20 protein-coding genes are annotated in these 21,951 nt (G+C 71.7%); 12 read left to right on the top strand and 8 right to left on the bottom strand.

Annotated features, from left to right (window positions below; genetic code table 11):
- Positions 1-5: 5 nt before the first annotated feature.
- The 5 genes from BCL76_RS03760 to BCL76_RS38780 all read left to right on the top strand — a co-directional run bounded on the left by BCL76_RS03760 (position 6) and on the right by BCL76_RS38780 (position 4,328).
- The gene (locus tag BCL76_RS03760) at positions 6-1,115 is read left to right on the top strand and encodes an ABC transporter permease (protein WP_258309276.1); all 1,110 of its coding nucleotides are present in this window, start codon (positions 6-8) and stop codon (positions 1,113-1,115) included.
- Complete coding sequence (locus BCL76_RS03755; protein WP_109778061.1) at positions 1,112-2,098, top strand: ABC transporter permease; 987 nt, start codon at positions 1,112-1,114, stop codon at positions 2,096-2,098. The genes BCL76_RS03760 and BCL76_RS03755 overlap by 4 nt, the downstream gene beginning before the upstream one ends.
- Positions 2,098-3,108: an ABC transporter ATP-binding protein gene (locus tag BCL76_RS03750; RefSeq protein WP_109778060.1), complete on the top strand. Its 1,011-nt coding sequence runs from the start codon at positions 2,098-2,100 to the stop codon at positions 3,106-3,108. The genes BCL76_RS03755 and BCL76_RS03750 overlap by 1 nt, the downstream gene beginning before the upstream one ends.
- Positions 3,105-4,085, top strand: a complete 981-nt coding sequence (locus BCL76_RS03745) for an ABC transporter ATP-binding protein (protein WP_109778059.1) — start codon at positions 3,105-3,107, stop codon at positions 4,083-4,085. The genes BCL76_RS03750 and BCL76_RS03745 overlap by 4 nt, the downstream gene beginning before the upstream one ends.
- A 93-nt stretch (positions 4,086-4,178) precedes the next feature.
- Positions 4,179-4,328: a hypothetical protein gene (locus tag BCL76_RS38780; protein ID WP_181382419.1), complete on the top strand. Its 150-nt coding sequence runs from the start codon at positions 4,179-4,181 to the stop codon at positions 4,326-4,328.
- A 39-nt stretch (positions 4,329-4,367) separates the two neighbouring features.
- Here BCL76_RS38780 and BCL76_RS03740 read toward each other — a convergent pair whose 3' ends face one another.
- Positions 4,368-6,425: a S9 family peptidase gene (locus BCL76_RS03740; protein ID WP_109778058.1), complete on the bottom strand. Its 2,058-nt coding sequence runs from the start codon at positions 6,423-6,425 to the stop codon at positions 4,368-4,370.
- A gap of 83 nt (positions 6,426-6,508) precedes the next feature.
- On the opposite strand from BCL76_RS03740, the gene BCL76_RS03735 reads away from it, so the two are divergent.
- Positions 6,509-8,062 (top strand): MFS transporter, encoded by a 1,554-nt coding sequence (locus BCL76_RS03735; protein WP_109778057.1) that lies wholly within the window; start codon positions 6,509-6,511, stop codon positions 8,060-8,062.
- A gap of 43 nt (positions 8,063-8,105) precedes the next feature.
- Here BCL76_RS03735 and BCL76_RS03730 read toward each other — a convergent pair whose 3' ends face one another.
- Together BCL76_RS03730 and BCL76_RS03725 are read right to left on the bottom strand one after the other, a co-directional pair.
- The gene (locus tag BCL76_RS03730; protein WP_109778056.1) at positions 8,106-8,615 is read right to left on the bottom strand and encodes an FBP domain-containing protein; all 510 of its coding nucleotides are present in this window, start codon (positions 8,613-8,615) and stop codon (positions 8,106-8,108) included.
- Positions 8,616-8,679: 64 nt separating this feature from the next.
- A complete protein-coding gene (locus tag BCL76_RS03725) occupies positions 8,680-10,167 on the bottom strand; it encodes a cytochrome P450 (RefSeq protein ID WP_109778055.1) in 1,488 nt (495 codons plus the stop codon).
- Between the two features lie 179 nt (positions 10,168-10,346).
- On the opposite strand from BCL76_RS03725, the gene BCL76_RS03720 reads away from it, so the two are divergent.
- Positions 10,347-11,183: a class II glutamine amidotransferase gene (locus BCL76_RS03720; RefSeq protein ID WP_109778054.1), complete on the top strand. Its 837-nt coding sequence runs from the start codon at positions 10,347-10,349 to the stop codon at positions 11,181-11,183.
- Between the two features lie 21 nt (positions 11,184-11,204).
- On the opposite strand, the gene BCL76_RS03715 is transcribed toward BCL76_RS03720, so the two are convergent.
- Positions 11,205-11,735 (bottom strand): hypothetical protein, encoded by a 531-nt coding sequence (locus tag BCL76_RS03715; protein WP_109778053.1) that lies wholly within the window; start codon positions 11,733-11,735, stop codon positions 11,205-11,207.
- Between the two features lie 237 nt (positions 11,736-11,972).
- Between BCL76_RS03715 and hisS the strand changes: the two genes are divergently transcribed.
- Positions 11,973-13,298, top strand: coding sequence for a histidine--tRNA ligase (gene hisS, locus BCL76_RS03710; protein WP_109778052.1), 1,326 nt, complete (start codon positions 11,973-11,975; stop codon positions 13,296-13,298).
- Positions 13,299-13,349: 51 nt separating this feature from the next.
- Here hisS and BCL76_RS03705 read toward each other — a convergent pair whose 3' ends face one another.
- Positions 13,350-13,646, bottom strand: coding sequence for a DUF6087 family protein (locus BCL76_RS03705; RefSeq protein WP_109778051.1), 297 nt, complete (start codon positions 13,644-13,646; stop codon positions 13,350-13,352).
- A 162-nt stretch (positions 13,647-13,808) separates the two neighbouring features.
- Between BCL76_RS03705 and BCL76_RS03700 the strand changes: the two genes are divergently transcribed.
- Together BCL76_RS03700 and BCL76_RS03695 are read left to right on the top strand one after the other, a co-directional pair.
- A complete protein-coding gene (locus BCL76_RS03700; RefSeq protein ID WP_146228311.1) occupies positions 13,809-14,018 on the top strand; it encodes a hypothetical protein in 210 nt (69 codons plus the stop codon).
- Positions 14,019-14,482: 464 nt separating this feature from the next.
- Positions 14,483-15,277 carry a hypothetical protein gene (locus BCL76_RS03695; RefSeq protein ID WP_146228310.1) on the top strand — a complete coding sequence of 265 codons (795 nt, stop codon included), beginning with the start codon at positions 14,483-14,485 and terminating at the stop codon, positions 15,275-15,277.
- Between the two features lie 172 nt (positions 15,278-15,449).
- Here BCL76_RS03695 and BCL76_RS03690 read toward each other — a convergent pair whose 3' ends face one another.
- A complete protein-coding gene (locus BCL76_RS03690; protein ID WP_109778048.1) occupies positions 15,450-16,979 on the bottom strand; it encodes a helix-turn-helix domain-containing protein in 1,530 nt (509 codons plus the stop codon).
- Between the two features lie 70 nt (positions 16,980-17,049).
- Positions 17,050-17,535, bottom strand: a complete 486-nt coding sequence (locus BCL76_RS03685; RefSeq protein ID WP_109778047.1) for a MarR family winged helix-turn-helix transcriptional regulator — start codon at positions 17,533-17,535, stop codon at positions 17,050-17,052.
- Between the two features lie 97 nt (positions 17,536-17,632).
- Here BCL76_RS03685 and BCL76_RS03680 point away from each other — a divergent pair, with 97 nt between their 5' ends.
- Positions 17,633-18,529 (top strand): haloalkane dehalogenase, encoded by an 897-nt coding sequence (locus BCL76_RS03680; protein WP_109778046.1) that lies wholly within the window; start codon positions 17,633-17,635, stop codon positions 18,527-18,529.
- A gap of 300 nt (positions 18,530-18,829) precedes the next feature.
- Here the strand turns inward: BCL76_RS03680 and BCL76_RS03675 are convergent, their stop codons facing one another.
- On the bottom strand, positions 18,830-20,761 hold the full coding sequence (locus BCL76_RS03675) for an amidohydrolase (RefSeq protein WP_258309274.1): 1,932 nt from the start codon (positions 20,759-20,761) through the stop codon (positions 18,830-18,832).
- Between the two features lie 92 nt (positions 20,762-20,853).
- On the opposite strand from BCL76_RS03675, the gene BCL76_RS03670 reads away from it, so the two are divergent.
- Complete coding sequence (locus BCL76_RS03670) at positions 20,854-21,942, top strand: LacI family DNA-binding transcriptional regulator (RefSeq protein ID WP_258309273.1); 1,089 nt, start codon at positions 20,854-20,856, stop codon at positions 21,940-21,942.
- Positions 21,943-21,951 lie beyond the last annotated feature (9 nt).

Raw genomic sequence — 21,951 nt, 5'->3', positions numbered from 1 at the left:
CAGCCATGACCACCACCGCACCGGTCCCGGACGACCGGGCCCCCCTCGGCGACGCCGGCGCCCCGGACCCCGACACCGCACGGCCCCCGGACAGCGGCGCCCAGGCCCCGGGTTCGGCCCAGGCCCCGGGCGTGGCCCGAGCCCCCGGCTCGGTCCCGGCGCCCGGCTCGGCCCCGGACCCCGAAGCCGCCAAGAGGCGGTCGGCGGCGGCAGGGCCCGGCAGCAGTCCCTGGCAGCTCGCCCGGCGCGAGCTCCGCCGCCGCCCCGCCGTCCGCGTCAGTCTCGGCGTCGTCCTCCTCTTCGTCCTGATGGCCGTCACCGCCCCCTGGCTGGGCGCCCTCGGCGGCTGGTCCCCGAACGAGTTCGACAAGACCGCCATCGACCCCTACCTCGGCGGTCAACCGCTCGGCGCCCTCGGCGGGATCAGCCCCGAGCACTGGCTCGGGGTCGAACCCGTCACCGGCCGCGACCTGTTCGCCCGCGTCATCAACGGCGCGCAGGTCTCCCTCCTGATCGCCTTCGCCGCCACCGCCATCGTGGTGGTCGCCGGTACCGCCGCAGGGATCACCGCCGGCTACTTCGGCGGTCGCACCGACACGATCCTGTCCCGGCTCATGGACCTGACCATGTCCTTCCCCTCGCTGATCTTCATGATCGCGATGCTGTCCGTGGCCAAGGACGTCAACCGGATCGTCCTCATGACCACCGTCATCGGGGTCTTCGGCTGGCCCGGCGTCGCCCGCGTGGTCCGCGGCCAGACCCTCTCCCTCAAACACCGCGAGTACGTCGACGCCGCCCGCGTCGGCGGCTCCGGCCCCTGGCGGATCCTGACCCGCGACATCCTCCCGGGCGTCTCGGGCCCGGTCATCGCCTACACCACGCTGCTGATCCCCGGAATGATCAGCACCGAGGCCGCCCTCAGCTACCTCGGCGTCGGAGTCCGCCCGCCCACGCCCTCCTGGGGCCAGATGATCGCCGAGTCCGTGGCCTACTACGAGACCGACCCCATGTACTTCGTCATCCCCAGCGTCTTCCTCTTCCTCGCCGTGCTCGCCTTCACCCTGCTCGGCGACGCCCTGCGCGACATCCTCGACCCGAGGGGCGGCCGCAGTTGATCCTCTACTTCGCCCGCCGGCTGCTCGCCCTCGTCGGCGTGCTCCTCGCCATCGCCGCCGTCACCTTCCTCATCTTCTACGTGCTGCCCTCCGACCCGGCCGCGGCCGCCTGCGGCAAGACCTGCAGCGCCGAACGCCTGGCCGACGTACGCGCGTACCTCGGCCTCGACCAGCCCCTGTGGCGGCAGTTCACCGACTTCCTCACCGGCATCTTCACCGGCCGCACCCTGGGCACCGGCCAGTACGCCGTCGACTGCGACTTCCCGTGCCTGGGCTACAGCTACGAGAACTCGCTGCCCGTGTGGGACCTGCTGATGGACCGGCTCCCGGTCTCCGCCTCCCTCGCCGTCGGCGCCGCCGTGCTGTGGCTGCTCCTCGGCCTCGGAGCCGGGGTCACCGCCGCCCTGCGCAAGGACACCGCCACCGACAAGGCCCTGATGGTCGGCGCCGTCGCCGCCGCCTCCCTGCCCGTCTACTTCACCTCCGTGATGCTCATCTACGGCGTCATCCGCGTCGCCGGCCTCCTGCCCTACCCCACCTACCAGGCCTTCGGTGACAACCCGCTCGCCTGGGCCACCAACCTGACCCTGCCCTGGATCGCCCTCGCCCTGCTCTACGCCGCCATGTACGCGCGCCAGAGCCGCGGGTCGATGATCGAGGCGATGGCCGAGCCGTACATCCGTACCGCCCGCGCCAAGGGCATGCCCGAGCGCACGGTCGTCGTCAAACACGGGCTGCGTTCCGGGATGACCCCGATCCTCACCATCTTCGGCATGGACCTCGGCGGACTGCTCGCCGGAGCCGTCATCACCGAGTCCATCTTCGGACTCCCCGGTATCGGGCGGCTGTTCTACGGCGCCCTGGTCAACTCCGACCAGCCCGTGGTCCTCGGCGTCACCCTGCTCGCCGCCTTCTTCATCGTCGTCGCCAACCTCCTCGTCGACCTCCTGTACGCCGTCATCGACCCGAGAGTGAGGTACTGATGGCAGCCGACACCGCCGCTCCGCTCCTCGACGTACGCGATCTGCGCGTCACCTTCACCACCGAGCGCGGGACCGTACGGGCCGTCGACTCGATCGGCTTCACCGTCGAGGCCGGCCGCACCCTCGGCATCGTCGGCGAGTCCGGCTCGGGCAAGTCCGTCACCTCGCTCGCCGTCATGGGCCTGCACCGCGGCCCGGTCGAGGTCAGCGGCTCCGTCGCCCTCGCCGGACGGGAGCTGACCGGACTCCCGGAACGGGAACTGTCCAAGGTCCGCGGCCGCCGGATGGCCATGATCTTCCAGGACCCGCTCTCCAGCCTGCACCCCTACTACACGGTCGGCGAGCAGATCGCCGAGCACTTCCGGGTGCACTTCAAGGCCGGCCGGGCCGCAGCCCGCAAACGCGCCGTCGACATGCTCGGCGAGGTGGGCATCCCGGAACCGGCCCGCCGCGCCGGGGAGTACCCGCACCAGTTCTCCGGCGGCATGCGCCAGCGCGCCATGATCGCCATGGCCCTGGCCTGCGAACCCGACCTGCTGATCGCCGACGAGCCGACCACCGCCCTGGACGTCACCGTGCAGGCGCAGATCCTGGAACTGATCGCCCGGCTCCAGCAGGAGCGCGGCCTCGGCGTCGTGATGATCACCCACGACCTGGGCGTCGTCGCCCGGGTCGCCCACGAGGTGCTCGTCATGTACGGCGGGCGCGCCGCCGAACAGGCTCCGGCCGACGACCTGTTCGCCGACCCGGCCCACCCGTACACCCGGGGACTGCTCGACTCGCTGCCCCGCCTCGACACCGCCGACGACGTCCCCCTGCCCTTCATCCCCGGCTCGCCGCCCTCCCTGCTCGCGCCCGCCCCCGGCTGTGCCTTCGCCCCGCGCTGTCCGCGGGCCGCCGCGCGCTGCGTCGATGTACGGCCGGAGCCGGCGGCGTACGGGGACGGCCCCGCACGGACCGTGGCCTGCCACTTCGCCGGGGACCGCACCGCCCAGGAGGCCGCCCGATGACCGAGACCGCCCCGCCGCTGCTGTCCGTACAGGACCTCACCATGACCTTCCCCGGCCGGCGATCCGTGACCGGGCGCCGGGGGGCGCCCGTGCGCGCCGTCGACGGGGTCTCCTTCGACCTGGGCGCCGGGCAGACCCTGGGCCTGGTCGGGGAGTCGGGCTGCGGGAAGTCCACCACCGGCCGGATGCTGGTACGGCTGCTGGAGCCCACCGCGGGCCGGGTCGCCTTCGAGGGCAAGGACATCAGCCGCCTCTCGCCGTCCGCGATGCGTCCGCTGCGCAAGCACATCCAGATGGTCTTCCAGGACCCACACTCCTCCCTCAACCCGCGCCAGACCGTGGCCCGGATCATCTCCGACCCGCTGCTGGTGCAGGGTTGGAGCGCGGGGGACGCGCGCCGCCGGGCCGCCGAGCTGATGGAGCTCGTCGGACTGATCCCGGAACACATCGACCGCTACCCGCACGAGTTTTCCGGCGGTCAGGCCCAGCGCATCGGCATCGCGCGCTCGCTGTCCACCAGCCCCCGCCTGATCGTCGCCGACGAGCCGGTCTCCGCGCTGGACGTCTCCGTGCAGGCGCAGATCGTCAACCTGATGGAACGGCTACGGGCCGAACTCGGCCTCGCCTACGTGTTCATCGCCCACGACCTGTCGGTGGTCAAGCGGGTCAGCGACCGGGTCGCCGTCATGTACCTCGGCAGGATCGTCGAGATCGGGGACAAGAAGTCCCTCTACGAGAACCCGCAGCACCCGTACACCCGGGCGCTGCTGTCCGCCGTACCGCTGCCCGACCCGGCGGCGGAACGGCGGCGGGAGCGGATCGTGCTGCTCGGCGACCCGCCGAGCCCGGCCGCTCCACCCCCGGGCTGCACCTTCCATCCGCGCTGCCCCAAGGCACAGCAGCTCTGCCGCACGGAGCGCCCCGTCCTGCGCGAAGCCGCCGCCCGCGAGGTGGCCTGCCACTTCCCTGGTGACTGACGGGGATCCAAGGGAAGCGACGGTGCCCCGGGGACAAAGGCGTCCCCGGGGAACCGTCGTACCGTGTCGACCTCGCCGGCTATGGTCATGACCATGAACGCCGATCCGCAGTCCGCGCGCGCCGATCGGAGTCCGCTGCGCGCGTCGACGGTCGCAGCGACGGTCCTCCTGCCGGTGGTGCACGCCGTGGCGGCCCTGGTGGTCATCGCCCTGACGCGTATGGTCCTCGCCCCGCGGCCCTGACCGCCCCGCCGGTGGCCGGCCGGGCGGTCAGGGCGGCGCTCAGGCCAGTTCCCGGCGGAAGAACTCCAGCTCCAGTGCCATCAGCTTCTCCCGGGTGCCGCCCGGGGTCATGTGGGTGACTCCGGGGAGGGCCAGGAGCTGGTGCGGGCGGCCCGCGTCCGTCAGCGCCTGCGAGAGGCGCAGCGTGTGGGACGGGTGGACGTTGTCGTCGGCCAGGCCCGTGATCAGCAGCAGGGGCCGGGACAGCTTCGGGGCGTCGGGGATGAGGGAGTCCCGCTCGTACACCTCGGGGTGCTCCTGGGGGAGGCCCAGGTACCGCTCGGTGTACGCCGTGTCGTAGTGCCGGAAGTCGGTCGGCGCGGCCCCGGCGGCCGCCGCGTGGAAGACGTCCGGGCGGCGCAGCACGGCCATGGCCGAGAGGTAGCCGCCGTACGACCAGCCGCGCACCCCGACCCGGTCGAGGTCGAGGTCGGTGTGGCGGGCGGCGAGCGCGTGCAGCGCCGCGACCTGGTCGTCGAGGGTGACCTCGGAGAAGCCGCGGTACATGGCGTGCGTGTAGGCGGGGGAGACGTAGGGGGTCCCGCGGTTGTCGATGGTGACCACCGCGAAGCCCTGGTCGGCCCACCACTGGCGGTGCTGGCGGCGGCGCTGGTCGGCGGTGATGTCCTGCATGCCGGGGCCGCCGTAGCCGTCGACCAGGACGGGCAGCCGCCGGCCGGGGACGTGGTCGCGGGGCAGCACGAGGGCGGTGGGGATGCCGCGGTCGGTGACCCGTTCCAGGACCGCGTCCACCCGGTAGGGCAGCGGCTCGGACAGGTCGGCGGGGGTGAACTCCCGCCCGTCGGGGGTGCGTACGGTGCGCCGTACCCCGTCGGCGTCGGCGGTGGTCAGCAGCAGGGTGCCGGCCGACGCGGACACGGTGTGCACGCCGGGGCCGTCGGCCAGCGGGGTCAGCTCCCCGGTGTCCGGGTCCAGCAGCAGCACCTGCTGCTCGGACGGGTCGCGCAGGCCCGCCTCGATCAGCAGCCGGCCCTCGTGGATCCCGGCCACGCCGCGGACCTGGATCTCGTCCCCGGTGAGCGGTGCGCCGTCCACCGCGAGGGCGCGGGCGGCGCCGCCCGGGGTGTCGGCGCAGGTCAGCATCCGCCCGTCGGCGAGGCGGGCCGGGGTGCCGGGGACCAGCGGGTCCACCCACTGCGGGTGCGTGGTGCGGGACAGCTCCTCGGTGCGGCCGGTGGCCGGGTCGGCGCTGAGCAGCAGCACGTTCTGCTGGAGCCGGTCCTGGACGGTCAGCAGGATCTCGGTCTGCGACTCCCAGCCCGCGTCGGAGACGTACGGGTAGGTGTCGGCGTCCCAGTCGAGCCGTATCCGGGTCCCGCCCTCGCCGAGCACCCACAGCTGGACATCGGCGTTGGGCCCGCCCGCCTCGGGGTAGGCGAAGTCCTCGGCGGGCCGCTCCGGGTGGGCCGGGTCGGCGAACCAGCGTCGCTGGAGGGCGGATTCGTCGACCCGGGCGGCCAGCAGGGTGACGCCGTCGGGGGACCACCAGTGGCCCCGGGGGCGGCCCAGCTCCTCGGCGGCGGCGAATTCGGCCAGGCCCCAGCGGGCCCCGTCGGCGGGGCTGATCCGGCCGCCCGGGGCGACGTACAGGATGTCGTCGGCGACGTACGCGGTCCGCGAGCCGTCGGCGTTGGGCCGCGGGTCCAGCGCGGGTCCGGCGGCCGGGATCTCCTTGGGGGTGCCGGCGCCGCCCGCGGCGACCTCGAAGAGCCGCCCGTACAGCGCGAAGGCGGCGCGGCGGCCGTCGCCGGAGAGGGCGTACGAGCCGATCCCGGCGGCGACGAGCCGGGTCCGCTCGCGCAGCCGGCGCTCGGCCTCGGGGAGGGGGCCGGGCTCGGGACACAGTTCGCGAGGGTCGGCGAGCCGGGTCTCGGCGCCGGTGGTGGTGTCCAGTACCCACAGCGAGTCGAAGGCGTCGGTGGAGCCCGTCGACCGGAGGAACCAGAGCAGTCGGCCGTCGTCCCCGAAGGAGAAGGCGCGCGGGGCGCCGTGGGTGAAGCGGGCCGTGCTCGCGGAGAGCCTGAGGAAGTCATCCATGATCGTAGTGTGACATGTGAAATGTCACCATTACTAGGCTGTTCGAGTGGTGACCCCGCAGGCGCGGGCTTAGCGTCGAAAAGGTGGATCCGAACGCATCGCCGAGCAACAGCGGGACCGAAGGCAAGGTCCGGGGAAACGGCAGCGGACTCGCCCTGTTCGTCATCGCCTCCTGCCAACTCATGGTGGTTCTCGACATCACGATCGTGAACATCGCGCTGCCGCACATCCAGACCGCTCTCAACTTCTCGACCGAGAGCCTTTCCTGGGTCGTCAACGCCTACACCCTCGCCTTCGGCGGACTGCTGCTCCTCGGCGGCCGCACCGGCGACATCCTCGGCCGCAAACGCGTCTTCATCTTCGGCGTCCTGCTCTTCGGGCTCGCCTCGCTCCTCGGCGGACTCGCCCAGAACGAGGGCCAGCTGATGGCCGCACGCGCCCTCCAGGGCGTCGGCGGCGCCATCGCCTCGCCGACCGCCCTCGCCCTGATCACCACCACCTTCCGCGAAGGCCCGGCCCGCAACCGGGCGTTCGGCGTGTTCGCGGGAGTCTCGGCCGCAGGCGGCGCGATCGGCCTCCTCGCGGGCGGCATCCTCGTCGAGTGGCTCGACTGGCGATGGGTGCTGTTCGTCAACGTCCCCATCGCCATCGTGATCGCGGTGCTGGCCACCAAGGTCCTGCACGAGTCCGCACGCCACCCGGGGCACTTCGACTTCGCGGGCGCGCTGCTGTCCACCCTCGGCATGGTCTCGCTCGTCTACGGCTTCATCCGGGCGTCCCAGGAGGGCTGGCGCGACCCGATCACCCTCGGCTCCTTCGGCGCCGCCGTGGTCCTGCTGACCCTCTTCATCCTCAACGAACGGCGCTCGCCGCAACCGATCACCCCGCTGCACATGTTCGCCGACCGCAACCGGGCCGGGACCTACGGCATCATGCTCATGCTCGCCTGCGCGATCTTCGGCATGTTCTTCTTCCTGACCCTCTTCGTGCAGATCGTGCTGGGCTTCAGCCCGATCCAGGCCGGCCTCGCCTTCCTGCCGGTCAGTGCCGTGATCGCCGTGGCCGCCGCGATCACCGCGAAACTGCTGCCGAAGCTCGGCCCCAAACCCTTCATGGTCACCGGTGCGCTGTCCTCGGCGGCCGGCCTCGCCTGGCTGACGCAGATCGACGTCGACTCGACGTACCTCGGCAGCATCCTGGGGCCGATGCTGCTCTTCGCCCTCGGCATGGGCCTGCAGTTCGTCTCGCTGACGCTGATGGCCCTGTCCAACGTCACCGACCGGGAATCGGGCGCCGCGTCCGGCCTGCTGAACACGATGCAGCAGGTGGGCGGCTCGCTGGGCCTGTCGATCCTGGTGACCGTCTACGGCACGGCGAGCCGCAACGAGGCCAAGCAGCAGGTACCGGACTTCCTCAGCACCGCCGGCCCGGTGCAGAAGGCCTTGTTCCAGCGCACCGGGCAACTCCCCAAACCCTGGGGCGACCAGGTCCTCACCTCGGGCATCAGCACCGCCTTCGTCGTGGCGTCCATGTTCACCCTGGTCGGCGCGCTGATCGCACTGTTCGTCATCCAGGTCCGCCCCTCGGACCTCGCACGCCTGCAGGGCAACCACCAACCGACGGCGGACCGGACCTGAGGGCCGGGGCCCCGGGGCCGGGCCCGGCCCCGGGTGCGCCCCGCTACACCGCCGTGACGCGGGCCGCGAAGGCGTTCAGGTTGTCGGACATGCGGGAGAGCCGCTCGTCCAGCGTCAAGGACTCCTCGTACTGCCCGGCGCGCAGCTTCGCCTGGCGCTTGCCGCGTACGTACAGGGGACAGGCGAGGTCGGCGCAGATGTAGGTGCCGACCGTGTTGCCCTCACGCCCGCGGGCGCCCGCCAGCGGTGCGGCGAGCAGGGTGACCCCGGAGGAGGCGTGCCCCGTCAGGCAGATCTGGCACAGGCTGGACTTCACCACGCTGGTGCGGCCGACGGCCGGTACGCGCAGCGAGATCCCCAGCGGACCTGCGCCGTCCGCCCGGGGCAGCACGAGATGGGCCCGCAGCGGCGCTCCCGGGTCCACCCACCCCAGGAAGTCCAGGTCCTTCCAGGGCAGTTCGGCGAAGTCGAGTGGCAGGCGCAGCCGCGTCGCCTCGCCCTTGGTGCAGTTCACGAAGGACGAGCGGATCTGTTTCTCGGTGAGTGGTTCCACGGGAATCGACCCTATTACCTGCCCTGACCTGGCCGCATCCCGTATATCCGTGACACGGCGCGCCCTAGGGGGTGTCCGGGGTGTCCGGGGTGTCCGCACGACGGATCCGGCAGCGCGCCGGGCCGGTCGTCCGCAGGGTGATCCCGGCGCCGACCGGAACCTCGGTGTCCACGGCCTCGAACTCGTAGGCCCGCAGGATCATCGCCAGCGCGATCACCGACTCCAGCATGGAGAAGTGCTGCCCGATGCAGGCGCGCGGCCCCCCGCCGAACGGGAACCACGCGTAGCGCGGCCGCCCCGCCTCCGCCTCGGGCGTGAAGCGCTCGGGGTCGAAGCGGTCCGGGTCCGGCCAGTACGCGGGATGGCGGTGCGTCACCCAGGGCGCGATGATCACGTCCGCACCGGCGGGGACGGTGTGTTCCCCGATCCGGGTGGCGGCGACGGCCTTGCGCCCGATGACCGGCGCGGCCGGATACAACCGCATGGCCTCCTTGAGGACCTGGGTGAGGTACGGGAGCCGCTCCAGGTCGGCGGCCTCGGGCGTACGGTCGCCCAGCACGCGGGAGACCTCCGCGCGGGCCCGGTCCTGCTGCTCGGGGTGCAGGGACAGCAGGTGCAGGGCGAAACAGAGGGAGGTGGCGGTCGTCTCGTGCCCGGCGAGCAGGAAGATCAACACCTGGTCGCGCAGCTCGGAGGTGTCGAACTCCCCGTCGTCCGAGCTCTTGGCGGCGGCGAGCAGCGTCAGCAGGTCCTCGCCGGGAGCCCCGGCCCCGGCCTCGGACCCGGACCCCGCCCCGGCCTCGGACCCCGCCCCGGCCGCGGTCCCGGTGGGGCCGCGCCGGCGCTCGGCGATGATCCGATCGCACACCCCGTACAGCTCGTCCAACGCGGCGGCGGCCCGCCGGTTGCCGGGGGTGGGCCAGTGGCGCGGGATGGTGGCGGGGGAGTAGCCGCGGCGCAGCACGTAGTCGGTGATGACCGGAAAACATTCGGCCACGACATCGGCGGTGGCCTCGACATCGGTGCCGAAGAGGATGCGCGCGACGGCGCGCAGGGCGAGGTGCGCCATCTCGTCGGAGACGTCGACGACGCCGTCGAGGGCATCTCCCCAGGCCTCGATGACGGATCGGGTCTCGGCGGCGATCGCCTCGGCGTAACCGTCGACGCGCCGGCGGGTGAACAGCGGTTGCACGAGCCGGCGCTGGCGCAGGTAGTCCTCGTCCTGGCTGGTCAGCAGCCCGTTGCCGAAGGACTCCCGGACCTCCTGGTAGAAGCGGTTGTCCTTGCGGAAGCGCGCCGCGTCGGAGGCGAGCACCTGCTGCGCGCCCTCGGGGGAGAAGACGCAGTACAACTCGGCGCGCATCCCGGGCGGACCGGCCGTGATGCGCACCAGGTCGCCGTGCTGGTGCTGGGCGCGCAGATAGGTCCCGAGGGAGTCGGACCGCAGGTCGAGGAGCGAGCCGAGCAACGGCAGCCCCGCCGGCCCGGGGACCCCCGTACCCGCGCCCGTTTCCGTACCCGTGTCCCCGTTCGCGTTCGCTTCCACCGTCATGGCCCCCGCCCCTTCGTCCTACGGAAGCCCGATTCTGCCGCCCCCGTGCCCACCTGGCGAGGACAAGGGCCCATCAGGCCGCACAGTGGCCTGATCACGGCCCCGGCGTGGCGATCACCAGGAGGTGAAGCCACACTGGATAGGGCTACCGTGCGTGTTGTCCCCCGAGGTGATCGCTCATGTGCCGATGGCTCGCGTATTCGGGAACACCCCAGCTGCTCGAAACGATCCTCTACAAACCGGCCCACTCGCTCATCGACCAGAGCCTCCACTCCAGACTGGGTGTGGAGACGACGAACGGTGACGGCTTCGGTGTCGGCTGGTACACGGAGGAGAACACGGGTACCCCGGCGACCTTCCGGGACATCGGCCCCGCCTGGAACAACCGCAACCTGCGGGAACTCGCGGACCACGTCCGCTCCCCGCTGTTCTTCGCCCACATCCGGGCGTCGACCGGTACGGCGGTGCAGCAGACGAACTGTCACCCCTTCCGGCACGGACGCTGGATGTTCATGCACAACGGGTCCATCGCCGGATTCCACGAGATGCGGCGGGACCTCACCCTGCTCATCGACCCCGCGCTGTACCCCGATGTCGAGGGGACGACGGACTCCGAGGTGATGTTCCATCTGGCGCTCACCCTCGGTCTGGAAGGGGACCCGCCGGGAGCCGTGGCCAGGATGGCGGGCGTGGTGGAGCGCGTCGGCCATGAGCACGGGGTGGAGTACCCGCTCCAGATGACGCTCGCCATCAGCGACGGCGAACGCCTCTGGGCCTTCCGCTACTCCAGCCAGGGCGAGTCGAGGTCCCTCTTCTACAGCAGCCGGGTGGAGGCGCTGCGCAGGCTGCACCCCGACATGGAGTTCCTCCAGGAGGTCTCCGACGAGACCCGCCTGGTCGTGTCGGAACCCCTGGGTGACCTCCCCGGCGCCTGGAACAAGGTCCCGGAGAGCACCTTCGGCATCGTCGGCCCCGGCGGCGACGAACTCCACCCCTTCACCCCGCAGGCCGCGTAGGGCAGGGCGGCCGGTGGGAGGTCAGTAGCCCCAGCGCTGGCCCACGCTGTCGTCGTCACGGCAGTGGATGGCGCGCCCGTTGGCGTCCCGCCCGGTCGTGCCGACATCGGCCTTCCGGCATATCTGACCGGCCCTGTAGCAGTTGCCGGCGTTGGAGCGGGGATAGCAGTCGGTGCTCGCCTTGGTGGGCTCGGGCGCGGGTGCCTGCGTGCGGGTACGGGTGGGGGCCGGCGGGGCGGGGGCGGCCTTGGTGGGCGCCGGCGCCTTGCTGGTGGGCGGCGCGGCGACCGGGGCCGGAAGGGTAGGTGCCGCCGTGGTGGGGTCGGCGCTCGGGGTGGCACTGGCGCTCGGGCTCGGGTCGGCCGTCACCGCGGAAGGGCTGGGGCTCGGGCTCGGGCTCGCACTGACGGTGGCGGCGGCGCTGGTACCGGGGGTGGTGTCCGGCGTGGCCGGGTCGCACGCGGCGAGCGACAGAACGGCGGCGAGGACGACGAGGGCGCCTCTGTAACGCTTCTTCAGCACGTTCGTTCTGCGGCGGGACGGATTGTTCATCGGTAACTCCTGGGTCGTGAGTGCTCCTTGAGCGGCGCTCAAGATACCCAGAAGGTTGAATTCGATACCAGTGTTGACGAGGGGTGAGACGGAGGAGCGGTTTTAGGGGTGGGCGGCGGTGGCGCACATCAAGTCGGTTGATCAGGCACCGGCCTGTGCATGACGCTGATCACCGGCGTTCGAGCGGGTCCGCGACCGGACCGTCGAGCGGCTCACAGCGAAGAGAGAGTGCCACCGATGAACGAATCTCCACCGGTCCGACCTGTTCCCGTCAGCGGCTTTCCCGAGTGGCTCCCCGAAATCCGGATGGTCGAGCAGAGGTGGCTCGATCTCATTCGGTCGGGTTTCGAAAGATATGGGTTCTGCTCGATCGAGACGCCCTCGGTCGAGCCCCTTTCCGTACTCACCGCCAAGGGCGAAACCTCCAACGAGGTGTATGCGCTGCGCAGGCTCCAGGAAGACGCCGACGACACCGGTGACTCCCGGATCGGGCTCCACTTCGATCTGACGGTGCCGTTCGCGCGCTACACGGCCCAGCACTTCAACGAGCTCGTATTCCCGTTCAAGCGCTATCAGATGCAGCGAGTATGGCGGGGCGAGCGGGCGCAGGACGGGCGATTCCGAGAATTCACGCAGTGCGACATCGACGTGATCAATGTCGACCACCTGCCCCTGTCCTTCGACGCGGAGCTGCCGCGTGTGATCCACGAGATCCTGACCAGCCTGGATCTGCCCGCATGGACGATCGACATCAACAACCGCAAGGTCCTCCAGGGCTTTTACGAAGGGCTCGGCATCGACGATCCGTCGGCGGTCATCCGTGCCGTCGACAAGCTGGACAAGGTCGGCCCCGACGGCGTCGCGAAGATCCTGTCCGGTGAAATCGGCCTGCCCGCACGGACCGTGGATTCCTGCCTCGCGCTCGCCCGGACGCGGGGCACCGGCGCGGCCGTCGTGGAGGACGTCAAGAGCCTGGGCGTGACGTCCGAGCTCCTCACCGAAGGTCTCGGCGAGCTCAGCCACGTACTGGACTCCCTCGACGATCTGCCGGCCGGCAGTGTCGTCGCCGACCTCTCGATCGCCCGCGGGCTCGACTACTACACGGGGACGGTCTACGAAGGGAAGTTCGTCGACTGGCCGAACTACGGCAGCATCTGCTCCGGCGGACGCTACGAGAACCTGGCCGGATCCTTCATCCGGCGCGGTCTGCCGGGTGTGGGGATGTCGATCGGGCTGACGCGCATCTTCGCCAAACTCCTGGCGGAGGGGCTCCTGGACACCCCCGCGAAGTGCCCCAGCGACGTCCTCGTGGTCGTCCCGAGGGACGACCGCCGGTTCGAGGCCGAGGCCACGGCGGCGCGCCTGCGCCGGCGGGGGATGAATGTCGAGCTGTACCACCAGGCCGACAAGGTGGCCAAGCAGATCCGCTACGCGTCCCGCAAGGGCATCCCGTTCGTCTGGTTCCCGCCGTTCGAGGAGGGGGCGGCGCACGAGGTGAAGAACCTGGCGACGGGCGAGCAGTTGGCGTCCGACCCCACGACCTGGCTCCCGGCTCCGCGTTGACGGCGCACCGGTCGGCGCTGACGCCGGCCGGCTGCCGTCGCTCCGCGATCGTCAGGCCCGCGGTCTGCGGTGCCTGCCTCCCCGCTTCCGCGGCGCCGGCTGTTCCTGGGGCTGCGGTCGGGGCGCGGGGTTGAGCAGGCGGCAAGCCGCCGCGTAGTCGTCGACCACGGTCACCGCCACCCACTGGAACCCGTCCCACTCCAGGATCAGGCGCGGGGCCCCGGGGTCGAGGTGAGCGGCGCGTCGGGGGCCGGCGCCGAGGGTGAGGGCCTTGAGCTCGCCGGGCTTGCGCAGGCGCCCTTCGCGGCGGGCGGCCCAGCGGTCGAGCGGTTCGTCTTCGGGATTCATCAGCGTGCCTCCGTCGAGCGGTGCGGGCGCCCTACCGCTCTCCGGCAGGGCGGAGGATCCCGGCGGGGAAGCGGTCCGCAGGTCCGCCCACCCGCGGACGGCCCCGGGTGAATCAGCTCGTTCGGCGGCGAGGCCGTACCTACCTCCGCTTCAATGTCCGCCATGGAACTCCGCGAGAAGTACCTGTGGGCAGCCGCCCACCACGGCGTCAGCACGGCTTCCGCCCGGGGCGAGTGCACCTGGGGAGCTCCGTGCTCCCACCCCGCGGCGTGGAGCGTGCGGGTCGGCGACGCCGGCGGCGACAGCTGGTGGGCCGCCTGCCAGGAGCACGCCGCCGCATCCACGGTGCTTTCGCCCGGCACCACCGACTGAGCACCACCCGGAGCCCCGTCGAGGCTCACCACCGAGCCGGACCTCGGAGGCGTACGGCCACGGCCTGCGCGCAGCGAAGTACGAAGCGCACCGGAAGCCGGCCCGGCTTCCTTCGCCGAAGCGGTGGCTCGACGTCTGCACGGCTGAACGGTGACGATCGTCGGTATCGACGTCATCCACCCGATCCGGTACGGCCTAGAAAGGCCGCGGGCTTCAGGGACGACCTCACCCACCCCTACGAGCCCCACCTCCCGGCGGCCGCCATGCGAGTGGCTCAGGGGGTTCCGGACCGGGTCTTCACGCGCTTCTCGCCCTGCGGATCATCGGCGCCGTAGGCCGAACGGACGGGTCTGCTCCTCCGACATGCGGGTGGGCAGACGCACCTCTACCGTCGGGGCATGGCTGATTCGGCGGACTCCGGTGAGGGCCTGGCCGGCCGTGTACACGCGCTGACCCGACGCAACTTGGTCGTCGTGGTCGTCCTTTTCGTGTCCAGCGTCGTCACGGCCGTCAGCACACTCGTCACAGCCGTAGGTGTGGTGAGAAGGTCCACCATGGACTGGCGGCCGGCCGAGTACAGCAAGCTTCGGTCTCTCCGCGGCGGACATACCATCGAACGCTTCACCCAGGTCCTCGGCCATGCCTCGTACCGGGTTCCGATGCCCGAGTTCGTCTATATGCCCGACGAGGACAACTCCGGGCTGACGAAGCACGTGTTCCGACCGCACGAGGACTACCGCGTCGAGGTCATCACCGACCGTACCGGTGCGACGCTCGTATACGCGGTGACATCGTGCAGCCCCGCCTTCACACCGTCGTTCGAGGTGAACCGCAACAGCGAGAAGGGCCGGTTCACGATCACCCTGGGCTCACCTCTGGCCGACGTAGGCTCCGGTGCCACGACCGTGTACCAGTGGATGACGCGGACGGGTGCTCGTCAATCGGCCGTCTCCCAACGCGAGAGCACCGGAGACGAGGACGGCAAGCGCGAGTACGCCTGGGGCAGCACCGATGTCTGCCCCCTCACCTCCGAGGAGGCCAGGCGGGAGTCGGACAGCCTGTGGAGCGAGTGGGAAGCATGGCGCGCACCTCGGACGCCTGACGCCGACGACGTGTACACGGCTGAGCGCAGCGACCCACCGACGAGATCACTGATGGAGCGCTCGGCGGTGAATGTGTACGTCGAGACCGCACCGCAAGGTTCGATCCACCGGTACTACCCGGCCTTGCTCGGGGTCAACAGGAGCAATGCCGACTAGGACTCGCCCTCGACGGGCCCGACGTCCGCGACCCTCGATCCGGCGTGCGCACAGCGACAGTCCGGGTACGCGCGCGAAGGGCCGTCGGCGGGGTCTTCCGCGGGGGCGGAGACACCGACGACGGCCCAGAGGCGGCCCAGGAGGACAAAGGGCGTCCTGACCTGAGGCGAACTCAGATGTCGCGGAAGATCTCGATCTGGGCGCCCACGGAGTTGAGGCGCTCGGCCAGTTCCTCGTAGCCGCGGTTGATGACGTAGACGTTGCGCAGCACCGAGGTGCCCTCCGCCGCCATCATCGCCAGGAGGACGACCACCGCCGGGCGCAGGGCCGGCGGGCACATCATCTCCGCCGCGCGCCAGCGCGTGGGGCCCTCGACCAGGACGCGGTGGGGGTCGAGGAGTTGGAGGCGGCCGCCGAGGCGGTTCAGGTCCGTCAGGTAGATGGCCCGGTTGTCGTACACCCAGTCGTGGATCAGGGTCTGGCCCTGGGCCACGGCGGCGATGGCCGCGAAGAACGGGACGTTGTCGATGTTCAGCCCGGGGAACGGCATGGGGTGGATCTTGTCGATCGGGGCTTCGAGCTTCGAGGGGCGGACCGTGAGGTCGACCAGGCGGGTGCGGCCGTTGTCGGCCGTGTACTCCGCCGAGCGGTCGTGGTCCAGGCCCATCTCCTCCAGGACCGCGAGCTCGATCTCCATGAACTCGATCGGCACCCGGCGGATGGTCAGTTCGGACTCCGTGACGACCGCGGCGGCGAGCAGGCTCATCGCCTCGACCGGGTCCTCGGAGGGGGAGTAGTCCACGTCCACGTCGATGCTCGGGACGCCGTGGACGGTGAGCGTGGTGGTGCCGACGCCGTCGACCCGGACGCCCAGGGCCTCCAGGAAGAAGCACAGGTCCTGGACCATGTAGTTGGAGGAGGCGTTGCGGATGACGGTCACGCCGTCGTGCCGGGCCGCCGCCAGCAGCGCGTTCTCGGTGACCGTGTCCCCGCGCTCGGTCAACACGATCGGGCGGTCCGGGGAGATCCCGGGAACGACCTTCGCGTGGTAGATGCCCTCGGTCGCGGTGATGTCCAGGCCGAAGCGGCGCAGGGCGATCATGTGCGGCTCGATGGTGCGGGTGCCGAGGTCGCAGCCGCCCGCGTAGGGCAGGCGGAACGCATCCATCCGGTGCAGCAGCGGGCCCAGGAACATGATGATGCTCCGGGTCCTGCGGGCCGCGTCCGCGTCCATCGCCTCCATGTCGAGGCGGGCGGGCGGGATCAGCTCCAGGTCCACGCCGTCGTTGATCCAACGGGTGCGGACGCCGATGGAGTTGAGGACCTCCAGGAGGCGGTAGACCTCCTCGATGCGGGCCACCCGGCGCAGCACCGTACGCCCCTTGTTGAGCAACGCGGCGCAGAGCAGGGCGACACACGCGTTCTTGCTGGTCTTGACGTCGATGGCGCCGGACAGGCGGCGCCCGCCGACCACGCGCAGGTGCATCGGGCCGGCGTAGCCCAGGGAGACGATCTCGCTGTCGAGCGCTTCGCCGATTCGGGCGATCATCTCAAGGCTGATGTTCTGGTTGCCGCGCTCGATCCGGTTCACTGCGCTCTGGCTGGTGCCGAGGGCGTCGGCGAGCTGACTCTGTGTCCAGCCGCGATGTTGCCGCGCGTCACGGATGAGCTTGCCGATGCGTACGAGGTAGTCGTCTGCCATAGGGGCACGCTATCTCAGATATGAGATGACTCCCGCGTCGGGTGGGGCAAATGGGTGAATTGAGTGGTTGTTACCGACCATCGGATCCCATGGCGAGGTCCCCGTGCGCGTGATGGTCGACGATCCGGCCCAGCAGGTGGGTGAGCTGCTCCCGCTCCTGGGTGGACAGCGGGGCCAGTAGTTCCTCCTGGGCCGCGGTGAGGATCTGTTCCAGTTTGCGTAGTTGTCGCCGTCCGGGCGGGGTGAGGGTGACGACATTGCGCCGGCGGTCCTCGGGGTCGGGGGCCCGTTCCACCAGTTCGCGTGCGGCGAGTTCGTTGATGACGGCGACCAGGTCGCTGCGGTGGATCCCGGTGCGGGCGCTGAGGGTGGCCTGGCTCGCCGGGCCGGACTCCTCCAGGGCGACCAGGGCGGCGTAGTGCCACGTACGGGCATCCGCCCCGCTCAGTCCCTCGGTCACGAGTCGCTGCGCGTGGGTGTAGGCCTGCCCCAGCAGGCGGCTGGGCAGTTCACGCAGCCGTGCGGGGACGCGGGGGGCGTTCTCTTCCGTGGTCATGGGGTGATGCTACCGATTGCGTTGGTGACACTAACGATATAACTTCGTTCGTGTCACCAACGTTAGTCAGGCCAACGATTATCGGAAGGGGCCTTCCATGCCCACGATCGATGTACTCGACTCGACGATGTACTACGAGGACCGACCCGGCGACCACGGCGACGACCACGCGCGGTCCGGCGGTGTGCCCTTCGTGTTCCTGCACGGCAACCCGACCTCCTCCCACCTCTGGCGGGGCGTCCTGCCCCGGATCGAGGGCGGGGTCCGCGTCCTGGCCCCGGACCTGATCGGGATGGGCCGCTCCGGGAAGCCGGGCGGGGAGTACCGCTTCGAGGACCACGCCCGCCATCTGGACGCCTGGTTCGACGCCCTCGGGCTCGACGAGGTGGTGCTGGTCGGTCAGGACTGGGGCGGGGCGCTCGCCTTCGACCGGGCCGCCCGCCACCCCGGGCGGGTCCGGGGCATCGCCTTCATGGAGACGATCGTGCGGCCGCTGAGCTGGGCGCAGTACCCGTCCGCCGCGCGGGCCCGGTTCGAGGCGATCCGCACCCCGGGCGTGGGGGAGGAGATGGTCCTGGACCGGAACATCTTCATCGAGGACAGCATCCGGCAGACCGTGCTGAACCCGATGAGCGAGGCGGACCACGCCGTCTACGCCGCCCCCTACCCGACCCGCGAGAGCCGGCTGCCCCTGCTGCGGTGGGCACGCTCGCTGCCCATCGACGGAGATCCGGCCGATGTGCACGCCGTCGTCGAGCGGTACGACGCGTGGCTGGCGGACAGCCCGGAGGTGCCCAAGCTGCTGCTCACCTTCGACGGCTCGCCGGCCCTGATGGTCGGCCCCGAGACGGTCGCCTGGTGCGAGGAGAACGTCTCGGCGCTGGAGAGCGAATACTGCGGCCCGGCCGCCCACCTCTGCCCCGAGGACCGGCCCGAGGAGATCGCCGCCGCCCTCAACTCCTGGGCCGCCCGCCACGGCCTCACGACGACCTGAGCCCGGACCGCCGCCCGGCGTACCGGCCCCCGCCGCACCGGCCCGGCGTACCGGCCCCCGCGGCGCCGGCCCGGCGTACCGGCCCCTGCAGCGCCGGCCTGGCGTACCGGCTCCCGCCGCACCGGCCTGGCCTACCGGCCCGGCGCGTCGGCCCCGGCGTACCGACCCCCTCGGTGTCGGCCTGGCGTACCGACTCCCGCCGCACCGGCCCGGCCTACCGGCCCCCGCCGCACCGGCCCGGCGTACCGGCCCCCGCCGCACCGGCCCGGCGCATCGGCTCCGCCCGCCGGCGTGCCCCGCTCAGTGCTTGCAGGCGTGGTGTCGCCCTCCTGCGTGCACCGTCGCGTACGAGACCGGGCGCGGGCCCGAGGCCGCGCCCGCCACCCGCGCCGAGGCCGCCTTCCCCGACGCGGAATCCGCGTCGTGCACCACGCGGCCGCCGACCAGGGTCATGCGCACCCCCGTCCCGCTGATGTCGGCCACCGGGCAGCGCGTCACGTCCCGGTCCAGCACCACCAGGTCCGCCGCCCGTCCCGGCTCCACCGTGCCCGTCAGCTCCTCCTGGCGCAGCTGCCACGCCGTTCCGGAGGTGTGCATCCGCAGCACCGCCTCCCGGTCGAGGCCCTCCAGTTCGCGGTACAGCGGGCCCGCCCCGAAAGCGCCCTGGCGATCGATCGCGGTCCGCAGCTGGTTCCACACCTGAAGGGCGTCCACCGGCCAGTCGGAGCCGCCCGACAGCCGCGCACCCGCCTTCTCCAGGCTCCGCGCCGGGTACATCCACCGGTGCCGCTCCGGTCCGATGTAGGGCAGCAGCGCCTCCATCGTCCAGGTGTCCTTCGCCGCCCACTGGAGCTGCATGCACGCCGTGACACCCAGTTGGGCGAAACGTCGTAGGTCCGCCGGGTCCACGAGCTGCAGGTGCGCGACGGCGTTGCGGGCGTCCCGAAGGCCCGTCACCCGCTTGGCGTACGCGTATCCGTCCAAAGCGGTGCGTACCGCACGATCGCCGAGGCCGTGCGCGTGCATCTGCCAGCCCGCCCGGTTGAACGTGGCGGCGAGCCGCCCGTAGTCCGCCGCGGAGGTGTAGAGCTCGCCCCGGTTGTCGGTCGGCCCGCCGTTCCCGTCGAGGTAGGGCTTCAGCAGCGCGGCGGTCTGCGCCGGGTACTCGATGACCCCGTCCAGGAACACCTTGACCATCCCGAACCGCAGCCCCCGAACGCCAGCGAACTCCCGCCGCAGGCCGCGCGCGTACGCCAGCGAGCCCGCCGGATCCTTGGTCTGCTCCGCCTCCAGCCGGATCGCGGGCACGATCCGCTGCGGCAGCTTCCCGGCCGCCGACAGCGCCTGGTACAGCTCCAGTTCGTGCCGTCCCACCAGCGCGTCCATCATCGTCGTGACCCCGGAGGCGGCCGCCAGCCCCAGCACCTCGGCGCACGCCGCGACCAGGTCGGCCCGGGTGGGCTCCGGTATGTGCCGCCGGACCAGGCCCTGGGCGTCGTCCTTGAGGACGCCCGTCGGCCGGCCGTCCGCGCCCTTGACCACCTTGCCGCCGACCGGGTCGGGCGTGGTCGCCGTGATCCCGGCGATGTCCAGGGCCCGCCGGTTGGCCCACAGGTTGTGGCCGTCGCCGCCGACGAGGGCGATCGGCCGCCGCGTCGCAAGCGCGTCCAGCATCGTGTGGTGGGGGTTGGTTCCCACGGGGAGCAGCCCGACCGGGTTCCAGTCCTCGACCACCAGCCAGCGGTCCGGCTCCGCGCCCGCGCCGCCCGTGTCGGCGAGGAAGCCGGTCAGGATCTCCTGGAGCTCGGCCAGGGTGGTCTCCGCGCCCTCCAGGGAGGGGGACAGCGAGCGCTCGCCGGCGCCGAGCGGGTGGACATGGCCGTCGTGGATACCGCTCATGACCGTGTTGCCGCGGGCGTCGACGACCTCCGTGTCGCGGCCCATGTACCGGCGCAGCGCCGCGTTCGTGCCGGTGGCGCAGATCCTGCCGTCCCGGCCGACCGCGACGGCCTCGACGCGCGCCCGGCCGCCGGTCCCGGTGAACACCGAGGCGTTGTGGATCACCAGGGCCGCCGAACCGCGCCCGGTGGAAGAAGCGGCCGAGGCCGCGGGGGAGGTCGCGGGGGAGGCTGCGGCCGGGGCGGCACCCAGCAGGCCGGCCGCCCCGGCGACCCCGGTGATCCCGGCGGCCGCGAGGAGTCCTCGGCGGGAAAGGTGCGAAGAAGACGTCATGCCCACTCCAAAGGTTGGTGTGGCCAGGACACTGTTTGATTAACCGCTTAACCAGAAGCCGTCTCCACCGACGAAATCCGTACGATGGCCGCGTGCCAGAGCACCCACCCGCGCCGGGACCGACCCTCGCCGACATCGCGCGCGCCGCCGAGGTGTCCACCGCGACCGTCTCCCACGCGCTCAACGGCACCGGCCGCCTCGGTGCGTCCACCCGGCGCCGGGTCCGCGAGGTGGCGGGCGCGCTCGGCTACGGAGCCCGCCGCGGTCCGCGCACCCGCACCCTCGGCGTCGCGGTGACCACGTACGCGGGGGACGCCTGGGACTTCGTCGAGATCGCCTACTTCTCCCGCCTGCTCACCGCCGCGACCTCGGCGGCGCACGCGCACGGGTACGCCCTGACCACCCTGCCCGCCGACCGGGGCGCCGAGCCGCTGTGGCACACCCTCTCCGTGGACGGGATGCTGCTGCTCGACAGCCCGGCCGGCGATCCGGTGCTACGGGCCCTGCGGGCGCGGGGTCTGCCGGTGGTCTTCGACGGCCGGCCGCCCGACCCGTGGCCGGGGGACGTCTGGGTGGACAACGACCACACCGCGACCACCCGCGAGGTGCTCGACCACCTCGCGGCGTCCGGGGCCCGGCGGATCGCACTGCACTCGGGCTACGGCCGCGAGTTCTACACGGGGGCCGTCACCTCGGCCTACGAACAGTGGTGCGCCGAGCGAGGCCTGGCTCCGCTCCTGGTCCCCTTCGCCCCGGACGACACGGCGGGGCACGCCTTCGACTCCGCCTTCACCGGGCCGGACCGCCCCGACGCCGTGTACTGCGTGTACGACCCGGGGGGCCGCCAGGTACTGGCCGCCGCCGCGCGCCACGGTCTCCGCATACCCGGCAGTGCACCCGGCGTACCCGGCGTACCCGGCGTACCCGGCACGCCCGGCACGCCCGGTGGCTCCGGCCGGGACGGCGGGCTGCTGCTGGTCTGCGCGAGCGAGGATCCGGCGTACGCGGAGACCGAACCCGCCGTGACCACCGTCACCCTGGACCCGGAGCGGATCGCCGCTTCGGCGGTATCTGTCCTGGTCAACCTCATCGAATCCGGGCATGCGGAAACGCCTGGTCAGCGGACGGTCCCGGCAGGACTGCGGGTGCGCGCCTCGTCCCTCCCCCCGGACATGTACTAGAGTTATCTC

This window comes from Streptomyces sp. CG 926 (genome assembly GCF_003148825.1).
Taxonomy (GTDB): Bacteria; Actinomycetota; Actinomycetes; order Streptomycetales; family Streptomycetaceae; genus Streptomyces.
This window is presented reverse-complemented; position numbering and strand designations above follow the sequence as displayed.